Below are 14,912 nucleotides of genomic sequence, written 5' to 3'. Positions count from 1 at the left end.
TTCCAGATTAGCGCTTGATACGAAGGGTTTCGTCCAACATCTCATCACTGGTCGTGATGATCTTGGCGCTAGAGGCATAGGCCCGCTGGGTTTGAATCAGGTCCGTCAGCTCTTGGGCGATGTCCACGTTGGACCCCTCCAGAACACCGCTCACGACGGCACCCACACCATTGGTCAGTGCCGAACTCATGCTGACCGCGCCGGAATCGCGTGTGGCGATATAGGCGTTACCCGCGACCGACCGCAGCTGATCAGGGTTGGTGACATTCGCCAACGGAACCTCGTAAATTGCGCGGCGTTCGCCGTTGCTAAACACGCCATACAGCACACCGGTGTCGCTCATCTCGGCACGTACCAGACTGCCGGTTTCTGTACCGTCACCCGTATAGCTTGGCGGCGTATAATCACCGGCGAATTGCGTCATGCCATCAAAGCTGCCCGGCGCACCAAGCGAGATATCAAGCGCCTGCGGCGTTGTTCCGTTGTTGATGGTCAGGCTGATAACACCTGTTGCTGGGTCAATCGGCAGACCGCCCGAAACATAGCTGGCCGGGCTGCCCGCATTGGGGCCGCTGTCATTAAACGCCACAGTCGCACTGCCATAGCTCGTGCCGTCGGAATCGGTGATGCTGACCGTCCATTCGCTGCCTGTCGAACCGGGCTGCCACGAAAGCGTCAGCTCCTCTGCACCGCCAAGCTGGTTCACATAGCGCACGCTTGACGTGAAAGGATCACCCGGGGTCGCAAGACCCGTTTCCTGCGCTGGAACATTGCCTGACATGGTGATTTGCGAACTTGGCGATCCTTCCATCTGGTAGGACGACACATTGACCGTGCTCAGATCGCCGTAATCACCACCAGATACCGCACCGGTTGTCCCGGTCTCATCCACCGGAAAACCGCTTAGGTAATATCCGGCCGTGTTCCGCAGATTGCCGTCTTGGTCAGGCGTGAAAGAACCCGCGCGGGTCAGGTAGTAATTCGATTCAACCGGATCATTCGGGGTGCGCGATACGACAAAGAAACCCGCGCCTTCAACCGCAAGGTCAGCTGCCCGACCGGTATTTTGCAGATTGCCGTTTGTACTGATGCTGGCGCGTACTTCGGTCAGCACACCGGCCTGCGAACTGCCTGTATTTTGGGTCACAAACTCGGAAAAAGTACGGCGATAACCGACCGTACTGGCGTTTGCGATATTGCTCGAGATATTTTCAACGCGGTTGGAATTGGCCTGCAATCCACTAACCCCGATTTGAAGGGCGCTGGTAATGCTCATGAACTTATCCTGCTTCCGTTGTAATTTATTCTTGATTTTCGCATGATTAATGCAAATTATTAAACATAAAGCAAGAATAAAATTGATGTTTTATCTAGGGTATTATTTATCCATGGCGTCGTTGACCTCGTTTACCGCGTCAAGAACACGGTTGGCACTTTCCACGCTGGAACGGATCGAGTCCCAGTTCAGATCGGCCGTGGTTGGTGCTTGCGCCTCAAGCCGCGTTGCGATTTCGGTCCAGCCGGGCATATCCGACAGGGATGGAAATGCAGTCGCGGCCCGGCTGACGGTCGCCCCGTCGCCAAGCTCATAGGCCGCAAGGGTCAGACGGGTGGCGTCGGAAAAGCTGAACTGCGCCGGGTAGGCGTCCCACAGATCAAGCAATGCGTGACGCGCCGCACGCCAGTTGCCGGTCTCATATAGTGTGACGGCCCTGCCGCGCCGCGAGTCTATGTCAAGCGCGCGGCCACGCCACGCGGCCAATTCATCTGATCTGCCAGCTTGGCTAAGCGCCCGAACCAACAACCGCTCCGCCTCCGCATCATCGCCCTGCCCCTGCGCAAGGCCGCCCAGCAGATCAACGGCCGCATCGGCCTGCCCGCCCGCAAGTAGGGCGCCTGCCTCGTCGCGCAGCAGGTGCCGGATCAGGTCGGGGTCAGGTGTAAACAGCTCTAACTCTTCGGCGGCCTCGGCAATGGTGCGCAAGTTGCGAAACTCCCGCGCGGCAAGCGCTGTCATGCCAGAACCAAGCAATGTTTGCGGCAGGGCAACGGCGCTTTCAACAAATTTATCGTCATATCGCCACCGTGCGGATATGGCGGCATGGCCGTTTATAAAAGCTGCCAGATCCAGATCACCGGCGGCCCCCGCCTGATAGAAACCGTCGATCGCATCGCGAGCACGCTGGCGCACCGCTTCAGCCTCTTTCGGCGATGCCGCGTCGGTCAGTAACTGCCCCAAAGCCCATAACGCGGTCTGATAATCACCAAGCTCCAACGCATAGTCAGCCAACAGTCCAACGCCTTCCTTCGCGAAGGCATCCCCACTCCACGCCCATCTGGTGGTTTTCAAAAGCGCCACAGCATCATCAAGGGGGAGCGTTCCGGTCCGTCGCCCCAATTGCACAAGGGCCAACCGCGCCCGATGCGCATAGGCGTCACGCCCCCGTGCCGCATGGGCATAGCCATCATAGGCCATCAGCAAATCACCGGAAATTTCCGAGGCGCGGGCGAGCAAAAACCGGTACGCGGCGGCGTCGCGCAGCTCTGCATGATCGGGGAAGCGGGCGGCGAGCCCTTCGGCCACTGCCCAGTTTTCCGCGATAAGGGCGGCCTCGAACAGATCGGGCAGGATTGCCGCCGTCATGGCTGATGAAAGCCCGGATAATGCGTCAAGGGTGACGGGAAGCAACCTTGCGGCCTCGTCATCTTCACCCAACCGGGCAAAGGCCGCAGCACGTAACGCCTGCCCCTGCGTCCAACCGACAGAACGCGATACCGCCTGCCCCAAGACTGCCGGCTCCGCCATTAAATCAAGGGCGATTTTCAAGGTCCGGTGCCGACGCTGCGCTTGCGGCGATGCGGTGTCTACGTCAACCGCTGACAGATAATTCGCCGCTTCGGGCCGCATCATCTTGGCCAGATGAAGCTCCGCCAGATCAAGATACACCCGCGTCTCTGCCTCTAATGATGGGGCAGCGCCACCCTGCGACGCTGGCGTGACCATCTCAAGCAGTAGCGCCCTGCGTTCCTGCAAAAAATCGCGCTCGCCAAACTCAGCCAGCGCCAAAGGCGCAAAGACTTCGCCCTCTTGACCCCAAACAGGCGGCGCAAGGGTCAAGAAAAAAGCAAGGATAATGTTTATCAAACGCATCATTTCTATGAATAGATGCAGTTTATTCTTGTAAAGGTCCATTCTTTATTTCACAGTGTCGGCTAAAGTCGCCACATTTCCCGCGCTAACCTTGAGGCCACTGATGACAGAAACAAGCCATATCAGCATGTCCCTAGCATCGTCCTTGCAGCGGCAACTGGACATGACAGCGAACAACATCGCCAACGCCAGCACCGCTGGTTTCAAAGGCGAGCACGTTGTTTTCGAAAGTCTTTTGCAGAACAATCCGGGCGCGGACCAAGACCCCGCTGCCTTTGTCAGCGATACAGGATCATATATCGACACCCGTCCCGGTGCCTTGTCACAGACAGGTAATCCGCTGGATGTGGCCCTGCACGGCGAAGGCTGGTTTAGCTATGAAACACCCGAAGGACAGGAAGCTTTTGGTCGGGACGGCAGCTTTAGGCTGGACCCACAAGGCAATCTGACCCTACTTTCCGGTGCCAAGGTGCTGGACGAAGGTGGCGGGCCGATCACACTGCCAACCGAAGGCATCGGCGCGCTAAGCATTTCCGAAGACGGTACGATCTCGGGCGAGGGCACCGGGCCGCTGGCCAAGATCGGCGTTTTCGACATCCCTGACATCCAAGGCTACAAGCGCGCCGGATTTGGCATGCTAACCGCACCCGAAGGTGCCGAGGCACCAAAGCCGGCTGAAACCACCCAAGTCATGCAAGGCGCTTTGGAACTGAGCAACGTCAACCCGATCCGGGAAATGACGCGGCTGATCGACGTGCAGCGCGCTTACGAGCGTACCAACGCCCTGATGGGCAATGCAGACACCCTGCGCCGCGACGCGCTGAAGCGTATCGGGCAAAACGTCTGATCCCCCAAACGGAAGGAGTGAAACGATGAAGGCACTTAGCATCGCCGCAACCGGCATGATGGCACAGCAGACCAATGTTGATGTCATCTCCAACAACATCGCGAACGCCAATACCACGGGCTTCAAATCCAGCCGCGCGGCCTTTCAGGATCTGATCTATCAATCCATGCAGCGCGAGGGTGCGTTAACGTCCGAGGCCGGATCGACCCGGCCCGTCGGCATCGACATCGGCCTGGGCGTGCAAACCGCCGGCACAGTACGGCTGAACACCCAAGGCGGCATGGTATCTACAGAAAACTCGCTCAATGTTGCCATTGACGGGCGGGGCTATTTCTCGGTTCTGATGCCGGATGGCAGCCAAGCGTACACGCGCGACGGGTCTTTCCAACTGTCTGCCGAGGGCGAGATCGTGACGATGCAAGGCTATCAAGTAGACCCCGGCATTGTGGTGCCCGAGAATACCACCTCGATCGATATCAACGAACAAGGTCTCGTGATGGCCTATATCGAGAGTGACCCAGAACCCGTGGAACTGGGGCAGCTCAGCATCGCGACCTTTATCAATGAACCCGGCATGCGCCCGGTCGGCAACAACTTCTTGCTGGCCACCGAAGCATCGGGCGACGCACAGACCGTGAACCCCGGTGATCCCGGCACCGGATTGATCCGGCAGGGCTATCTTGAGGCGTCCAACGTTAACGTCATTCAGCAAATCACCGATCTGATCTCGGCGCAGCGCGCGTACGAGATGAATTCAAAGTCCATCGAAACAGCTGACCAGATGCTGTCTTCGGCAAACCAAATCCGCTAATGCGATACCTCGCTGCGATCCTTACGGCGCTGGTGATGTTGGCAGGCCCGGCCCTGTCCGCATCCGTCAACGTGCTGATCGAGGAACGCGCGCGCGCCGATTATGGCAGTGACCTGCCAGACGTGGGCGACTTTGCTATCACGGTTAAGGATACGTTGCAGGGCGAGGTTGCAGCGCTGGCAGAATTCTGGATGGACCCGCGCACAGGCAAGTTTTTGGCCAATGCGGTGCTGAATACTGGGGACGTCCAACGGATTTCGGGGCTGGCACAGATCACAATCCCCGTACCGGTACCAAACCAGCGGCTGTTGCCCGGTGAAATCGTAGCCGAGGCTGATCTGGTCATTGCCCACCTGCCCATTGGCCGGATCGGCAGCTATGCCATCACCAACCCGGCCGAAGTGATCGGTAAACAGGTCCGCCGTGTTCTATCGCAAGGGCGGCCCATTCAAGCGCAATCCATCATTCAGCCCTTGGTCATCGACCGTGGCGACCGGGTCGACATCCATTTCAGCGACGGCCTTTTGGCTTTGTCCTCCCCCGGGCGCGCGCTTAGTGATGCGCACCGTGGTCAAGAAATTCGTATCGTAAACCTAATCAGCAACAAGACGGTCATTGCTGTCGCCACCGGCGACGGCACCGTGGAGATTAAACGATGACTTCCCTACGCAGCCATACAAACGCTCTCATTCTTGGTTCGGCCTTGGTGCTGGCTGGCTGTGATGCCTCCCAGCATTTTGACCGCGAACCCAGAACCTCTGATCTCGTGGTGGATGGCCAGACCATCCCCGAGGTCGCACGGGTGCAGGTGCCCATGCCTGCACAGACCACAGCCGCGCCGCGCTCCGGCAGCGCCAGGGCGTCGCTTTTCTCGAGCATGCGCGAACCGCTGTTTGCCGACCAACGTGCGGACAATGTGGGGGATATCGTCACCGTCATCATTTCGATCGACGATAGCGCCCAACTTAGCAATTCGACAGACCGCCAACGCGACGGCGGCAGCTCGATCGGATTCCCGACATTCTTTGGGTATGGTGCGAAAATCGCCTCAATTCTGCCCGGAATCAGCCGCGACGATCTACCGACTGGCGACATTGTTGACATCAATTCGCAAACTCAGGCCAGCGGTTCAGGTGCCATCAACCGCAATGAACAGATCGACCTGAAAGTCGCCGCGCTGGTGATTGATAAATTGCCGAACGGGGCCTTGGTGGTCGCAGGGCGTCAAGAAATTAAGGTGAATCACGAGCTAAGAGAGCTGCGGATGGCCGGTATTGTGCGCCCCGCAGATATCCGAAACGACAACACAATCTCTTATGACAAGATCGCCGAGGCCCGTATCGCCTATGGTGGTCGGGGCAGTTTGTCGCGTACACAGCAGCGTAGTTATGGCGAAGATGCGTTGGATGTGATCCTTCCGTATTAACCATAACTAAGTCACAAAGTTACACCAAAACTGTCTAATTCGACCTGTATCAATTGCTCAAGCATTTGTTGAAAGGTCGATCATGAACAAACTTGCAATCGCTATTGTTGCGCTGCCTCTGGCCTGTTTGGGTGGTGGCTATGCAACAGGGATGGTGCTGGCTCCGCCCGCCACCGACAGCCTTGCTGTTTCTGACAGCGTGACTGACGAACCCGCTCAGCGCGCCGCAGACGATACCCAGCACGTCCAAGAAGACGTAAGCGTAGGGCATCTGCTGGCAGAGGATCGGACAATCATCCGCCTTGGGCAGATGACAATCCCCGTCGAAAAAGCCAACAGCGTTTCCTATGTCGTGGCAGATTTCGCGCTAAAACTGGAAAGCCTTGAAGTAGCAGAGCGTTACAAGCGCGTAGAAGAGGCGACACGGCTTCGCGACTCCCTTTTGACCGCGATGAACCTGGCCGCAGAAGGCACGGTATTGCGTGGCGTGGCGATCGACAGTGATGAACTGTCGGCTTTGATCCGCGATTTGCTGAGCAAGGATTATGAAGGCGTCGAGGACGTGCTGTTTGTATCGCTTTACAAACAAGACGTCGCCCGGCTGTAATCTGATTTCGCGTCAGAGAACCGATTGAACGACCTGAGACAGCACAGTTTCACCATTGCCTAGCAGCAATTGAGGCCCCTGCGCCGTAAAGTCGACGCGCTCGACCTTGGCTGTGGTCAGGCCGGCAACGGCGACCGCATCACCATTATCATCAGCGGCAGTAAGCTCCACCCGGAAGGCACCGGGTGGCACAGGTATGCCGTCTGCATCCAGACCATCCCATGTGACATCGATCAGCTCGCCCTCAGCAGTTGAGGGGCCGTCGATCTCGCGGATAAGGTCTTCGCCCGAATAAATCTTGATCTTCACCTCGGATGCACCTGCGCCAACCTGATAGCTCAGCGGGAAGTCGGTTTCTGTCAGGCGAATTTGATCCGATGGCACAAGAACATCCCGGCCAATCAACTGAAGATCGGACATGGCCGCCACGGCGGATAGCATGCTCCCGATCGATTCCAGATTGGCGTTGGTTGTCACACTTTGTTCGACCTGTGTCAGCTGCGCCAACTGCGAAACAAATTGTGTTGAATCAACAGGTTCAAGAGGATCCTGATTGGAAATCTGCGCGGTCAGCAGGGTCAAGAAGCTGTTGTAGGTTTCCTCAAGCTCGGACGCGGCGGTCGACGACGCTGTGGTCGATGTAACAAGGCCGCTCGTGGTGGTCGCATCAATCATGTTCGTTTCCCTTTATGTGAGGATATCCAGAGAGCCTGAGCCCGTTGTGGGGGCCGTCACCTGCACGGTTTCGTTGCTATCGCCCTGCGCCTCGGTCTGATCTGCGGTGGTCAGGCCACCCTCGGGCTGTTGCTGGTCATTGCGACCCCGTTCGCCAAAGGTTTGAAAGTCCAGATCTGAACTCTCGGCCGTAATGCCACGCGATTGCAGCGCGTCCAGCAACTGTTCGCGGTCATGACGCAGGACGTTCAGCACCGATGCGGTTTCCGTAACCATCGAGATCTGCACCCGTCCGGTTTCAGAGCGGCCAATTTCGACTTCGATCTCGCCCATACCGTAGGGCGACAGCGAAAAGCGGAACTTTGAATCGCTTGTGTCGACTGCCCGAATTTGCGTCGCAACATGCTGGCGTAGTTGGTCATCAGCAGCGGTCGTCGGGGCCTGCACCCGTTCAGGCGTTGGCACGCTGCGTTGGATTTCTGGCGACAGTTGAACGTTGCCAGCCGGCTGCGGCAGGTCCCGCGCGCCCTCGCCTGTCGGGACCGATTGCCCCGGCACAGCAACAGTGGCTTCCTTGGCGACAAGCGTTTCAGCAGAATTAACTGCTAGCGTGACCGTTTGGGCTTTGTTTTCAATAGATAAATCACGCAGTGGCGTGGGTGCTGCTGCTGCGCTTACCTGTTTCGCCGCGGTCTCTGTCACGGCTGCTTCGGCAACTAAGGGCGTCGCCTGTGTTGCCGTACGATCGACCGCCGGAACGCCAGCCGCAGCAATGCTTAGCTGGCTGATCGGCGTCGCAGTTTGCACGGCATTCGCGATACGTTCGGTCAACACTGCCTCAAGCGCGGGATCATCAAGCTGGGCCACCTCCGCGAAGTCAACGATGGTTGGGGCGGGTTCCACACCCAACGCCTTGGCAACCTCTGCCAACACCTTGGTTGGTGTCGGCTGTTCACCGCTGTTTTCAAGCTCCGTAATGACGTGATCAAGCAGCGCCGTGAGCCCCTCGGGCGTTTCGGGGTCGATCCCTTCGGGCAGTGTCATTTCCGGCATAGCCTCGGCCAACCCGCCTTTGGCTGGTGCTGGCTGAAGCGCTGTCGTTAACCCATCGGAAGACTGCAACGCCGTGGTTTGCTGCATCAGCAATGCAAAAGCAGAGGCCGCTTTACCGCCCTGCTGCATCGTATCGGTTTTGGCCGCGTTTTGCGGCGCATTAGCGGGCAGTGCTTGGGGTATCATATGTGCCCTCCGTAACAGTGATCAGCGTGTCGGGTGTTCTTTCAAGCGATCCCAACATTGCCATGCAGCGGGGGCTGCGTAATGCGCCCCGGATTACCGCCGACCAGCATTTTCAATTTCATCGTCCACTGGTTTAGCGTCGGAATAGCGTCAAAATCGTTCAGCGCCACCAAAGACGGTGCCGCCAAATTACGCTCGATAAAGTCGCGGCGCTGAGCCGGTATATTTCTTGGCGACAGGCTCGGAGAGAACAAGCCGATATCCTCGCAAGGGCGCGCCCAATATTTGGTAAGAACGGCGCTTAGCCCCGACCGGAACGCAGTCGGCTCAACGCCTAACTTTGACAGCTCATCGCAAGATGCGGCGCGATAATAGGACAAACCCAACGCGTACAGCAGGCTGTCTTCGTCGATCAACGGGAACAATCCCCGCCCGACAACCCGAAGCAGAATTTCCCCAACCAAGGTCCCAGCAGCTTTGGACAGGTTCGGGAATGCGTTCTGGCTTCGGATGATGACAAGCGACCCATAAGGCACAACTGCGTCCAGCTCTTCCGCCAAGATATCGCCAAGGGAAATCCCCGGAAACGGCTCAACATCTTCGGGCATGGCAGCGGGGTCAAGCGACCACCCCTGCATCTCGAAAATAGACGTTTGAACCGGAACCAGCGCCCGCATCCAGGTCTTCAAAAGCTGATTATCTGCAGCATCACTTAAGCAGCAGGCACCTTTCCAGATGCCCCCAATAACAAATTTCTCGTGCACCTCGGCCCCCACCTTGGTTATTTCGATCTCAAACTAACCAATGCCAGCGTTATATTCGCATTTGGCTGCCGTTAGATCGTCAGTTCTCGTGACAAGTGTAGAACGTTCCCTGCCATTAGCATAGTCCGAATTAGTAGTTATTGAAAATTTTTTAGCCTATCTAGTTACGACTAAAGCATTAATGCTCAATATCTATGCGCGTCGTCTATCACGCTTCGTTATTCCGCTTGGTAAAACAACTTGATCGATATGCGGCGGTTTTCCGGGGCAAATAGGTCCATCGTGTTGATTGGTTGGGTATCTGCCACACCCGAAATACGCATAAATCGGGCTGCAGAGATACCCGCATCCATAAGCGTCCGTCTGGTGGCATTCGCACGATCCGCCGACAATTCCCAGTTCGAATACCCGGTTGTGCCGTCATACGTGGCGGCATCCGTATGGCCGACGATCTCGACCGGCTCTGACTGGGTTGCAATGACCCCGCCAATGGCCTGCAACAGCTTGCGGGTTTTGGGGCTGATTTCGGAACTACCGGTCTCAAACAGCGACCGTTCGTCTTGATCCAACACCTGGACGGTCAGCGCCCCGTCAGACTTTTCCAACCGGACATTGCGTGCCAAATCGCGCAGGCCTGCGTCCGATGTAATACGCTCGGCGATGTCTTCGGCCATGCGATCAATCTCGCGGCGGCGCTTATCGGCTTCTTGGGCCGCCAAAACATCCGCCGGGTTCGTCGGGTCCTGCACATCCGTCGGATCTGGTGCATCGGACGGCTCCGGCGCGTCGGCATATTCGACGACAACTTCGGCAGGTCTATCGCGCAAGCGGCTATCGAACACCATCATCGGATTGTCGCGGCCGAAACTAGGGGCCTGCACCGTGCCGGTATTATCAACGCCGCCGGTCATCACACCGGGTGCCGTCAATGGCCGCAAATCCGCAGCGCTATCAGACCGGGCACCACTATCTGACAAGGTAGGCGTAAAGTAATTCGCCAACCCTCGCAGTTTTTCTTCGTCCGACGCGGCAAGAATCCACAGCAACAAGAAAAAGGCCATCATGGCGGTCATGAAGTCGGCATAAGCCACCTTCCAACCACCACCATGATGCGCGTGACCGCCCCCATCATCGTAACGCTTGATGATGACTGTCACGTTTTTTTTGTTACTCACAAGGATATCTCCGGACGTGTCATGGACAGGTAGACCGCCGGATTAAGAAATCTCTGCGTTCTTGCCGAATTTGTCACGGTTGTATTTTCCCAAACCGGAGTTTTTGGCGTATTCTGCTTTGCGCTTGCTATAGCTTGGCGCAACCAGCGGCGTGTCGGCAGACAGGTCGAACATGACACGGTATTCTGCTTCGGTTAGGCCATGCTCGGCACCAAGGTGACGCTTGAGCATCTTAAAGCCCTTGCCGCAGCACAGGCAAAAGATCGTGTCTTCGGTCATTTTCTGCTGGGCGGGCGCGGATGGAATGGCCTTGGATTTTTGCACGTTGCGTGCGCCGGCTTCAGGCGTAATTGCCATTAACCGTTCAACAAGTGCCACAATATCGTCGATAGAAACATCAGAGCGGCTTGCAAAACCCGCCGCGATAGACGCAACCGCGGTATCGCTCAGGTTATTCTTTGTGATCAGGGTAGGCATGAGGAAACTTTCGTTAGATGAGTTAGTTTTGCCTTCTGCAAGTTCAATAAAAGCTCAATTTCGAGCTCTACTTAATATACCTCAAAGATAAATACATCTTCGCGATCTATTCTTAACACGATTCGAACTGTTTTTGTAACTTTATCAAGCTACGACAAGCATATTTTTGCTCAAACAGCTCTTTCACGTCATGGTTGTGACTGGGGTACGGTTCCGTAAATCGCCGATTTTGGAAACTTTGTCGCGACTTCTGTCGCGGTCGTCTGCGCAATAATAGTGCTAAATAAACCCGTTACACCCAAGCCCGCGACCGCAATCAACGGAATGTACAGGTTTCTTAGCGGCTGCCTGCGCCAACCTTGCTTGGGCAAGGGGGCAACGACATCATCTTCAACCACAGCTTTCTCGGCCAAAATTGACGCATGAACAGGTGCGCCAAACTCGACGAACACACCGCGGGGCATCACAGCAACCTGCACCTTGCGGTGTACACAGTTGTCGGAAAAGCCCGCAGGAAACAGTTCGGCGGGAATGTCTATGACCATCTGATCTTCGGGCGACCAATGCCCCGGCAAGATATTGCGCGGTATATAGACAGAGGAGAAATCATCGCGAAACGCCACCTCGCGCACGAAAATCGGCACCATTGGCAGCGGCAAATCTGGGCGGGCCGCGATGCGGACGCGGCCGCCGGTCAACCACATCTCAAGACCTAGATAGAAACACTCTTCCGGCGCAGTCTCTTCAACAGATGCATAACCTTCGGGCGGGCCTGATCTAACCTTGCGTTTCTTGCGCGCTTTCCTTGAGGTCAGCGGGAATATCTTGTCCGTCGTCACACGGGATACCTGATCTTCCTCGACACTGACACTTGGCCGCGGGCGCATAAGCGCGTCGAAATCCAACCCCTCTTCGAGGGCGAAGTCATAGTTAATCAAATAGTCCGCTGCGATCTCTTTCAGGTTCTCGCTGTCCTGAATGGCCTTAAGAAGCGCGTTTTCCTCAGAGAACAACAAGCGCCGCTGCGGGTGACCTGCAACATCCGGACTAACTGCAAAGCCCCCCACGGGGCGGTCCAGAATTTCTGCGACACGCTCGAATACCGCATCTTCTTCATCATCATGAAAGACCACAAACTCGCACAGCTCTGCCGCGTCCATGCAAACCAGCAGCCGCATCTCAGCAGGCCAACCCGGCACAAGAAGCGACAGCTCCGCCGGGTCCACGAAATACGCGAACGCATCGACGTCAGAGGGCGCTTTTGCGATCCTCGGGGCACGTTTCTTGATCAAAAGACTACTATTCATTGAATAAATCCAAGTTCTTTCCGATATACTACTTGTGAAAACGCCACTACTCAAGGATAAACTAAGAATAGTTTTATTCTTTGGAGGCACGACCTCAATGACACTCTTACTTGGCCTTGCTATGGTCTTTGGTTTGGTTTTTGGCGGCTTTATGCTGTCAGGCGGCAATATGGACATCGTTCTTCACGCTCTTCCCTACGAAGGCATGATGATCGGCGGTGCCTCTTTGGGCGCGTTTGTCATTGCCAATTCGTTCGGCGTGGTAAAATCGTCCTGTGTCGGGGTGATGCGGGTGTTCAAGGGGCCGCGCTGGAAATCCGAAGATTACAATGACCTGCTGAACCTGATGTTCGAACTGGCACGGCTGTTCCGGACCAAAGGTATCGTGGCGATGGACGAGCATATCGAGAACCCAGAAAACAGCGCCATCTTCCAACGCTATCCGCGGCTGATGAAGGATCACTTTATTACCGATCTGATCGGCGACAGCTTTCGCATCATGTCGATGCAGTTTGATGACCACTTTCAAATGGAAGACGTGATCAATCGCAAAATCAAAAAACACCACCACGAAACATTGGTGTCTGCCCGCGCCATCCAAAGCATGGCCGACGGCCTGCCCGCGATCGGTATTGTTGCCGCTGTGCTTGGGGTGATCAAAACCATGTCATCTATCGACAAGCCGCCGGAAATCCTTGGCGCGATGATCGGTGGCGCGCTTGTTGGTACATTCCTTGGGGTTTTCCTTGCTTATTGTATGGTTCAACCCATTGCAGGGCGCCTGGAGCAGATCGAAGAGGAAGACGGTGCCATCTATACCGTGATCCGCGATATCATCGTTGCAATCGTCGCGGGCCACCCGCCTAGCGTCTGCATCGAGTTGGGCCGCGGCAACATTCCAACGACCAAACAGCCCGGTTTCTCAAGCGTTGAGGCATCGCAGCGGGAACTGCCTGCCGTATGAGGGGTTGCTTGCTTTTGGCGCTGCTGGCCCTTTGGGCAGTCCCCGACACTGGTCAGGCAGCAGGCGCACCAGAAGCCGCAGAAGAAACCGAAGCGGAGGCGGGCCCGACCGAGCCCCCCTTGCCCGCATCAATGCGTCGTCATGGTGTCATCGGCCGGGTCCCGCTGCCTGATGGCATGGACATTCTTGATCCGGATATCCTTGCGCGCATGCGTGAACGGCTCGTCCTGATATCGCTGAACGTCCGAGAATGACGTCTCGGCGCACGGATGGGTTGGCGGTGTTGGCCCGGCTGAAACGCCACGAGACTGAAAACGTGGCGTTAGAGATGGCCGAGGTGAACCGCGCCCTGAACCAGATCGAAGCGGAAAGACAGGCGCTGATGGAACAGTTGAATGATCGCGGTGATCCCGACGCTGTCGAAGCCACACGCGTTCTGTCCGACTTCATCCGCAATGTGTCTGCGACGATCCACCACAAGGAAACACAGGCGAACCGTTTGCGGGAAAACAGCGCCGATATGCACCGACAGCTTAACGACCTGTTTGCAGAGGCCAAGCGCATCGACCTGATCAGACACCGCCGCGCAGAGGCGCGCAAACGCGCAGCAGACGACGCCGCAACCGCCGCCCAAGACGAGGGCTTTCTCTCGATCTGGCTGCAAAACGGTGCGAATGCCTGACACGGCAAAACGGTGGGCTGCTCAAACGGCTTTGCGTCGGGTGAAAGACTGACCTATCATATGACCGAACCCACCAAAAAGGCCCCAAAATGCTTATCAGAGTTGGCGATGAGCGCACTGCAAATATCGATCTCGCGCTGGCCGGGCTGCTGTCATCGGTTGCGGGGGCGCTAAATGCTGTCGGGTTCCTGATTGCGGGGTCATTCACCGCGAACATGACCGGCAATATCTCGGCCTTTGCGGATACGCTTGCCGATGGCGCTGTTCTTATCTCTCTTTCATTTGCGGGGCTGGTGGTCGCCTTTATATTTGGCGCGGGTATAGCTGCGCTTGTGATACAGGCAGGGGAACGCAAGAAAATTCGTTCTATTTATGCTTTGGCGATCGCTGCCGAAGCTGTGGTCCTGTTGCTGCTTAGCGCCGCACTGGTATTGGCCCCCTTGGGCATGCACGAGACGTTTTTGGTTGTGATCCTTAGCTTTGTGATGGGGCTGCAGAATGCCGTTACAACGATGATATCGCGGGCACGGGTGCGCACGACCCACGTATCCGGCATGGCCACCGACATCGGGATCGAACTGGCCGCATTGGTGGGCGGGGATGCTTCGCGCCAAGATGCGCTGCCCAAGTTAAGCCTGCACAGCCTGACCCTTGCCTGTTTTGCGGTGGGCGGCGTCTGCGGTGCCCTGTTGTTCGGCTTTGTCGGCTATTGGCTGTTCGTAATTGCCGCCGCGATATTGCTGCTGATCGCCGCACCCGAAGCCCTTCGCGCGCATCGCAGCTAGCC

Annotated in this window: 17 protein-coding genes; 9 read left to right on the top strand and 8 right to left on the bottom strand. The window is 56.7% G+C overall.

What is annotated here, in order from left to right; translation table 11 throughout:
* Positions 1–7 precede the first annotated feature (7 nt).
* Complete coding sequence (locus AADJ11_RS02610; protein WP_341232998.1) at positions 8–1,276, bottom strand: flagellar hook protein FlgE; 1,269 nt, start codon at positions 1,274–1,276, stop codon at positions 8–10.
* Between the two features lie 102 nt (positions 1,277–1,378).
* On the bottom strand, positions 1,379–3,154 hold the full coding sequence (locus tag AADJ11_RS02605) for a hypothetical protein (protein ID WP_341232997.1): 1,776 nt from the start codon (positions 3,152–3,154) through the stop codon (positions 1,379–1,381).
* A gap of 100 nt (positions 3,155–3,254) precedes the next feature.
* Between AADJ11_RS02605 and flgF the strand changes: the two genes are divergently transcribed.
* From flgF to AADJ11_RS02580, 5 genes are all read left to right on the top strand, one after another.
* Entirely contained in the window at positions 3,255–3,998 is a 744-nt protein-coding gene (flgF, locus tag AADJ11_RS02600; RefSeq protein WP_341232996.1) for a flagellar basal-body rod protein FlgF, read from the top strand.
* Positions 3,999–4,023: 25 nt separating this feature from the next.
* Positions 4,024–4,809, top strand: coding sequence for a flagellar basal-body rod protein FlgG (gene flgG, locus AADJ11_RS02595; protein ID WP_341232995.1), 786 nt, complete (start codon positions 4,024–4,026; stop codon positions 4,807–4,809).
* Complete coding sequence (flgA, locus tag AADJ11_RS02590) at positions 4,809–5,468, top strand: flagellar basal body P-ring formation chaperone FlgA (RefSeq protein WP_341232994.1); 660 nt, start codon at positions 4,809–4,811, stop codon at positions 5,466–5,468. The genes flgG and flgA overlap by 1 nt, the downstream gene beginning before the upstream one ends.
* Positions 5,465–6,235 carry a flagellar basal body L-ring protein FlgH gene (locus tag AADJ11_RS02585; protein WP_341232993.1) on the top strand — a complete coding sequence of 257 codons (771 nt, stop codon included), beginning with the start codon at positions 5,465–5,467 and terminating at the stop codon, positions 6,233–6,235. The genes flgA and AADJ11_RS02585 overlap by 4 nt, the downstream gene beginning before the upstream one ends.
* A gap of 82 nt (positions 6,236–6,317) precedes the next feature.
* Positions 6,318–6,842, top strand: coding sequence for a hypothetical protein (locus AADJ11_RS02580; protein WP_341232992.1), 525 nt, complete (start codon positions 6,318–6,320; stop codon positions 6,840–6,842).
* 12 nt (positions 6,843–6,854) lie between these two features.
* Here AADJ11_RS02580 and AADJ11_RS02575 read toward each other — a convergent pair whose 3' ends face one another.
* From AADJ11_RS02575 to AADJ11_RS02550, 6 genes are all read right to left on the bottom strand, one after another.
* Positions 6,855–7,517 carry a flagellar hook capping FlgD N-terminal domain-containing protein gene (locus tag AADJ11_RS02575; RefSeq protein WP_341232991.1) on the bottom strand — a complete coding sequence of 221 codons (663 nt, stop codon included), beginning with the start codon at positions 7,515–7,517 and terminating at the stop codon, positions 6,855–6,857.
* A gap of 12 nt (positions 7,518–7,529) precedes the next feature.
* Positions 7,530–8,756 carry a flagellar hook-length control protein FliK gene (locus AADJ11_RS02570; RefSeq protein WP_341232990.1) on the bottom strand — a complete coding sequence of 409 codons (1,227 nt, stop codon included), beginning with the start codon at positions 8,754–8,756 and terminating at the stop codon, positions 7,530–7,532.
* A 41-nt stretch (positions 8,757–8,797) separates the two neighbouring features.
* Positions 8,798–9,433 carry a hypothetical protein gene (locus AADJ11_RS02565; protein WP_341232989.1) on the bottom strand — a complete coding sequence of 212 codons (636 nt, stop codon included), beginning with the start codon at positions 9,431–9,433 and terminating at the stop codon, positions 8,798–8,800.
* A 305-nt stretch (positions 9,434–9,738) separates the two neighbouring features.
* Complete coding sequence (locus AADJ11_RS02560; RefSeq protein ID WP_341232988.1) at positions 9,739–10,695, bottom strand: flagellar motor protein MotB; 957 nt, start codon at positions 10,693–10,695, stop codon at positions 9,739–9,741.
* 42 nt (positions 10,696–10,737) lie between these two features.
* The gene (locus AADJ11_RS02555) at positions 10,738–11,172 is read right to left on the bottom strand and encodes a MucR family transcriptional regulator (RefSeq protein WP_341232987.1); all 435 of its coding nucleotides are present in this window, start codon (positions 11,170–11,172) and stop codon (positions 10,738–10,740) included.
* 188 nt (positions 11,173–11,360) lie between these two features.
* Positions 11,361–12,479: a hypothetical protein gene (locus AADJ11_RS02550; protein ID WP_341232986.1), complete on the bottom strand. Its 1,119-nt coding sequence runs from the start codon at positions 12,477–12,479 to the stop codon at positions 11,361–11,363.
* A 97-nt stretch (positions 12,480–12,576) separates the two neighbouring features.
* Between AADJ11_RS02550 and motA the strand changes: the two genes are divergently transcribed.
* From motA to AADJ11_RS02530, 4 genes are all read left to right on the top strand, one after another.
* Positions 12,577–13,443: a flagellar motor stator protein MotA gene (gene motA / locus AADJ11_RS02545; RefSeq protein WP_341232985.1), complete on the top strand. Its 867-nt coding sequence runs from the start codon at positions 12,577–12,579 to the stop codon at positions 13,441–13,443.
* Positions 13,440–13,697: a hypothetical protein gene (locus AADJ11_RS02540; RefSeq protein WP_341232984.1), complete on the top strand. Its 258-nt coding sequence runs from the start codon at positions 13,440–13,442 to the stop codon at positions 13,695–13,697. Before motA ends, AADJ11_RS02540 begins: the two co-directional genes overlap by 4 nt.
* Positions 13,694–14,125, top strand: coding sequence for a hypothetical protein (locus tag AADJ11_RS02535; protein ID WP_341232983.1), 432 nt, complete (start codon positions 13,694–13,696; stop codon positions 14,123–14,125). Before AADJ11_RS02540 ends, AADJ11_RS02535 begins: the two co-directional genes overlap by 4 nt.
* Before the next feature lie 89 nt (positions 14,126–14,214).
* The gene (locus tag AADJ11_RS02530) at positions 14,215–14,910 is read left to right on the top strand and encodes a YoaK family protein (RefSeq protein WP_341232982.1); all 696 of its coding nucleotides are present in this window, start codon (positions 14,215–14,217) and stop codon (positions 14,908–14,910) included.
* The last annotated feature ends 2 nt before the right edge of the window (positions 14,911–14,912 follow it).

Origin of the sequence: uncultured Sulfitobacter sp. (genome assembly GCF_964021855.1) — a bacterium.
Taxonomy (GTDB): Bacteria; Pseudomonadota; Alphaproteobacteria; order Rhodobacterales; family Rhodobacteraceae; genus Sulfitobacter.
The sequence above is the reverse complement of the archived record's forward strand: the minus strand, read 5'-3'. Positions and strand labels throughout refer to the sequence as shown.

Coding starts and splice junctions, on each gene's coding strand:
- AADJ11_RS02575 (WP_341232991.1), bottom strand. CDS start 7,517: ATGATTGATGCGACCACCACGAGCGGCCTTGTTACATCGACCACAGCG.
- AADJ11_RS02550 (WP_341232986.1), bottom strand. CDS start 12,479: ATGAATAGTAGTCTTTTGATCAAGAAACGTGCCCCGAGGATCGCAAAA.
- AADJ11_RS02540 (WP_341232984.1), top strand. CDS start 13,440: ATGAGGGGTTGCTTGCTTTTGGCGCTGCTGGCCCTTTGGGCAGTCCCC.
- flgF (WP_341232996.1), top strand. CDS start 3,255: ATGACAGAAACAAGCCATATCAGCATGTCCCTAGCATCGTCCTTGCAG.
- AADJ11_RS02580 (WP_341232992.1), top strand. CDS start 6,318: ATGAACAAACTTGCAATCGCTATTGTTGCGCTGCCTCTGGCCTGTTTG.
- motA (WP_341232985.1), top strand. CDS start 12,577: ATGACACTCTTACTTGGCCTTGCTATGGTCTTTGGTTTGGTTTTTGGC.
- flgA (WP_341232994.1), top strand. CDS start 4,809: ATGCGATACCTCGCTGCGATCCTTACGGCGCTGGTGATGTTGGCAGGC.
- AADJ11_RS02535 (WP_341232983.1), top strand. CDS start 13,694: ATGACGTCTCGGCGCACGGATGGGTTGGCGGTGTTGGCCCGGCTGAAA.
- AADJ11_RS02610 (WP_341232998.1), bottom strand. CDS start 1,276: ATGAGCATTACCAGCGCCCTTCAAATCGGGGTTAGTGGATTGCAGGCC.
- AADJ11_RS02605 (WP_341232997.1), bottom strand. CDS start 3,154: ATGATGCGTTTGATAAACATTATCCTTGCTTTTTTCTTGACCCTTGCG.
- AADJ11_RS02530 (WP_341232982.1), top strand. CDS start 14,215: ATGCTTATCAGAGTTGGCGATGAGCGCACTGCAAATATCGATCTCGCG.
- AADJ11_RS02555 (WP_341232987.1), bottom strand. CDS start 11,172: ATGCCTACCCTGATCACAAAGAATAACCTGAGCGATACCGCGGTTGCG.
- AADJ11_RS02565 (WP_341232989.1), bottom strand. CDS start 9,433: ATGCGGGCGCTGGTTCCGGTTCAAACGTCTATTTTCGAGATGCAGGGG.
- AADJ11_RS02585 (WP_341232993.1), top strand. CDS start 5,465: ATGACTTCCCTACGCAGCCATACAAACGCTCTCATTCTTGGTTCGGCC.
- flgG (WP_341232995.1), top strand. CDS start 4,024: ATGAAGGCACTTAGCATCGCCGCAACCGGCATGATGGCACAGCAGACC.
- AADJ11_RS02570 (WP_341232990.1), bottom strand. CDS start 8,756: ATGATACCCCAAGCACTGCCCGCTAATGCGCCGCAAAACGCGGCCAAA.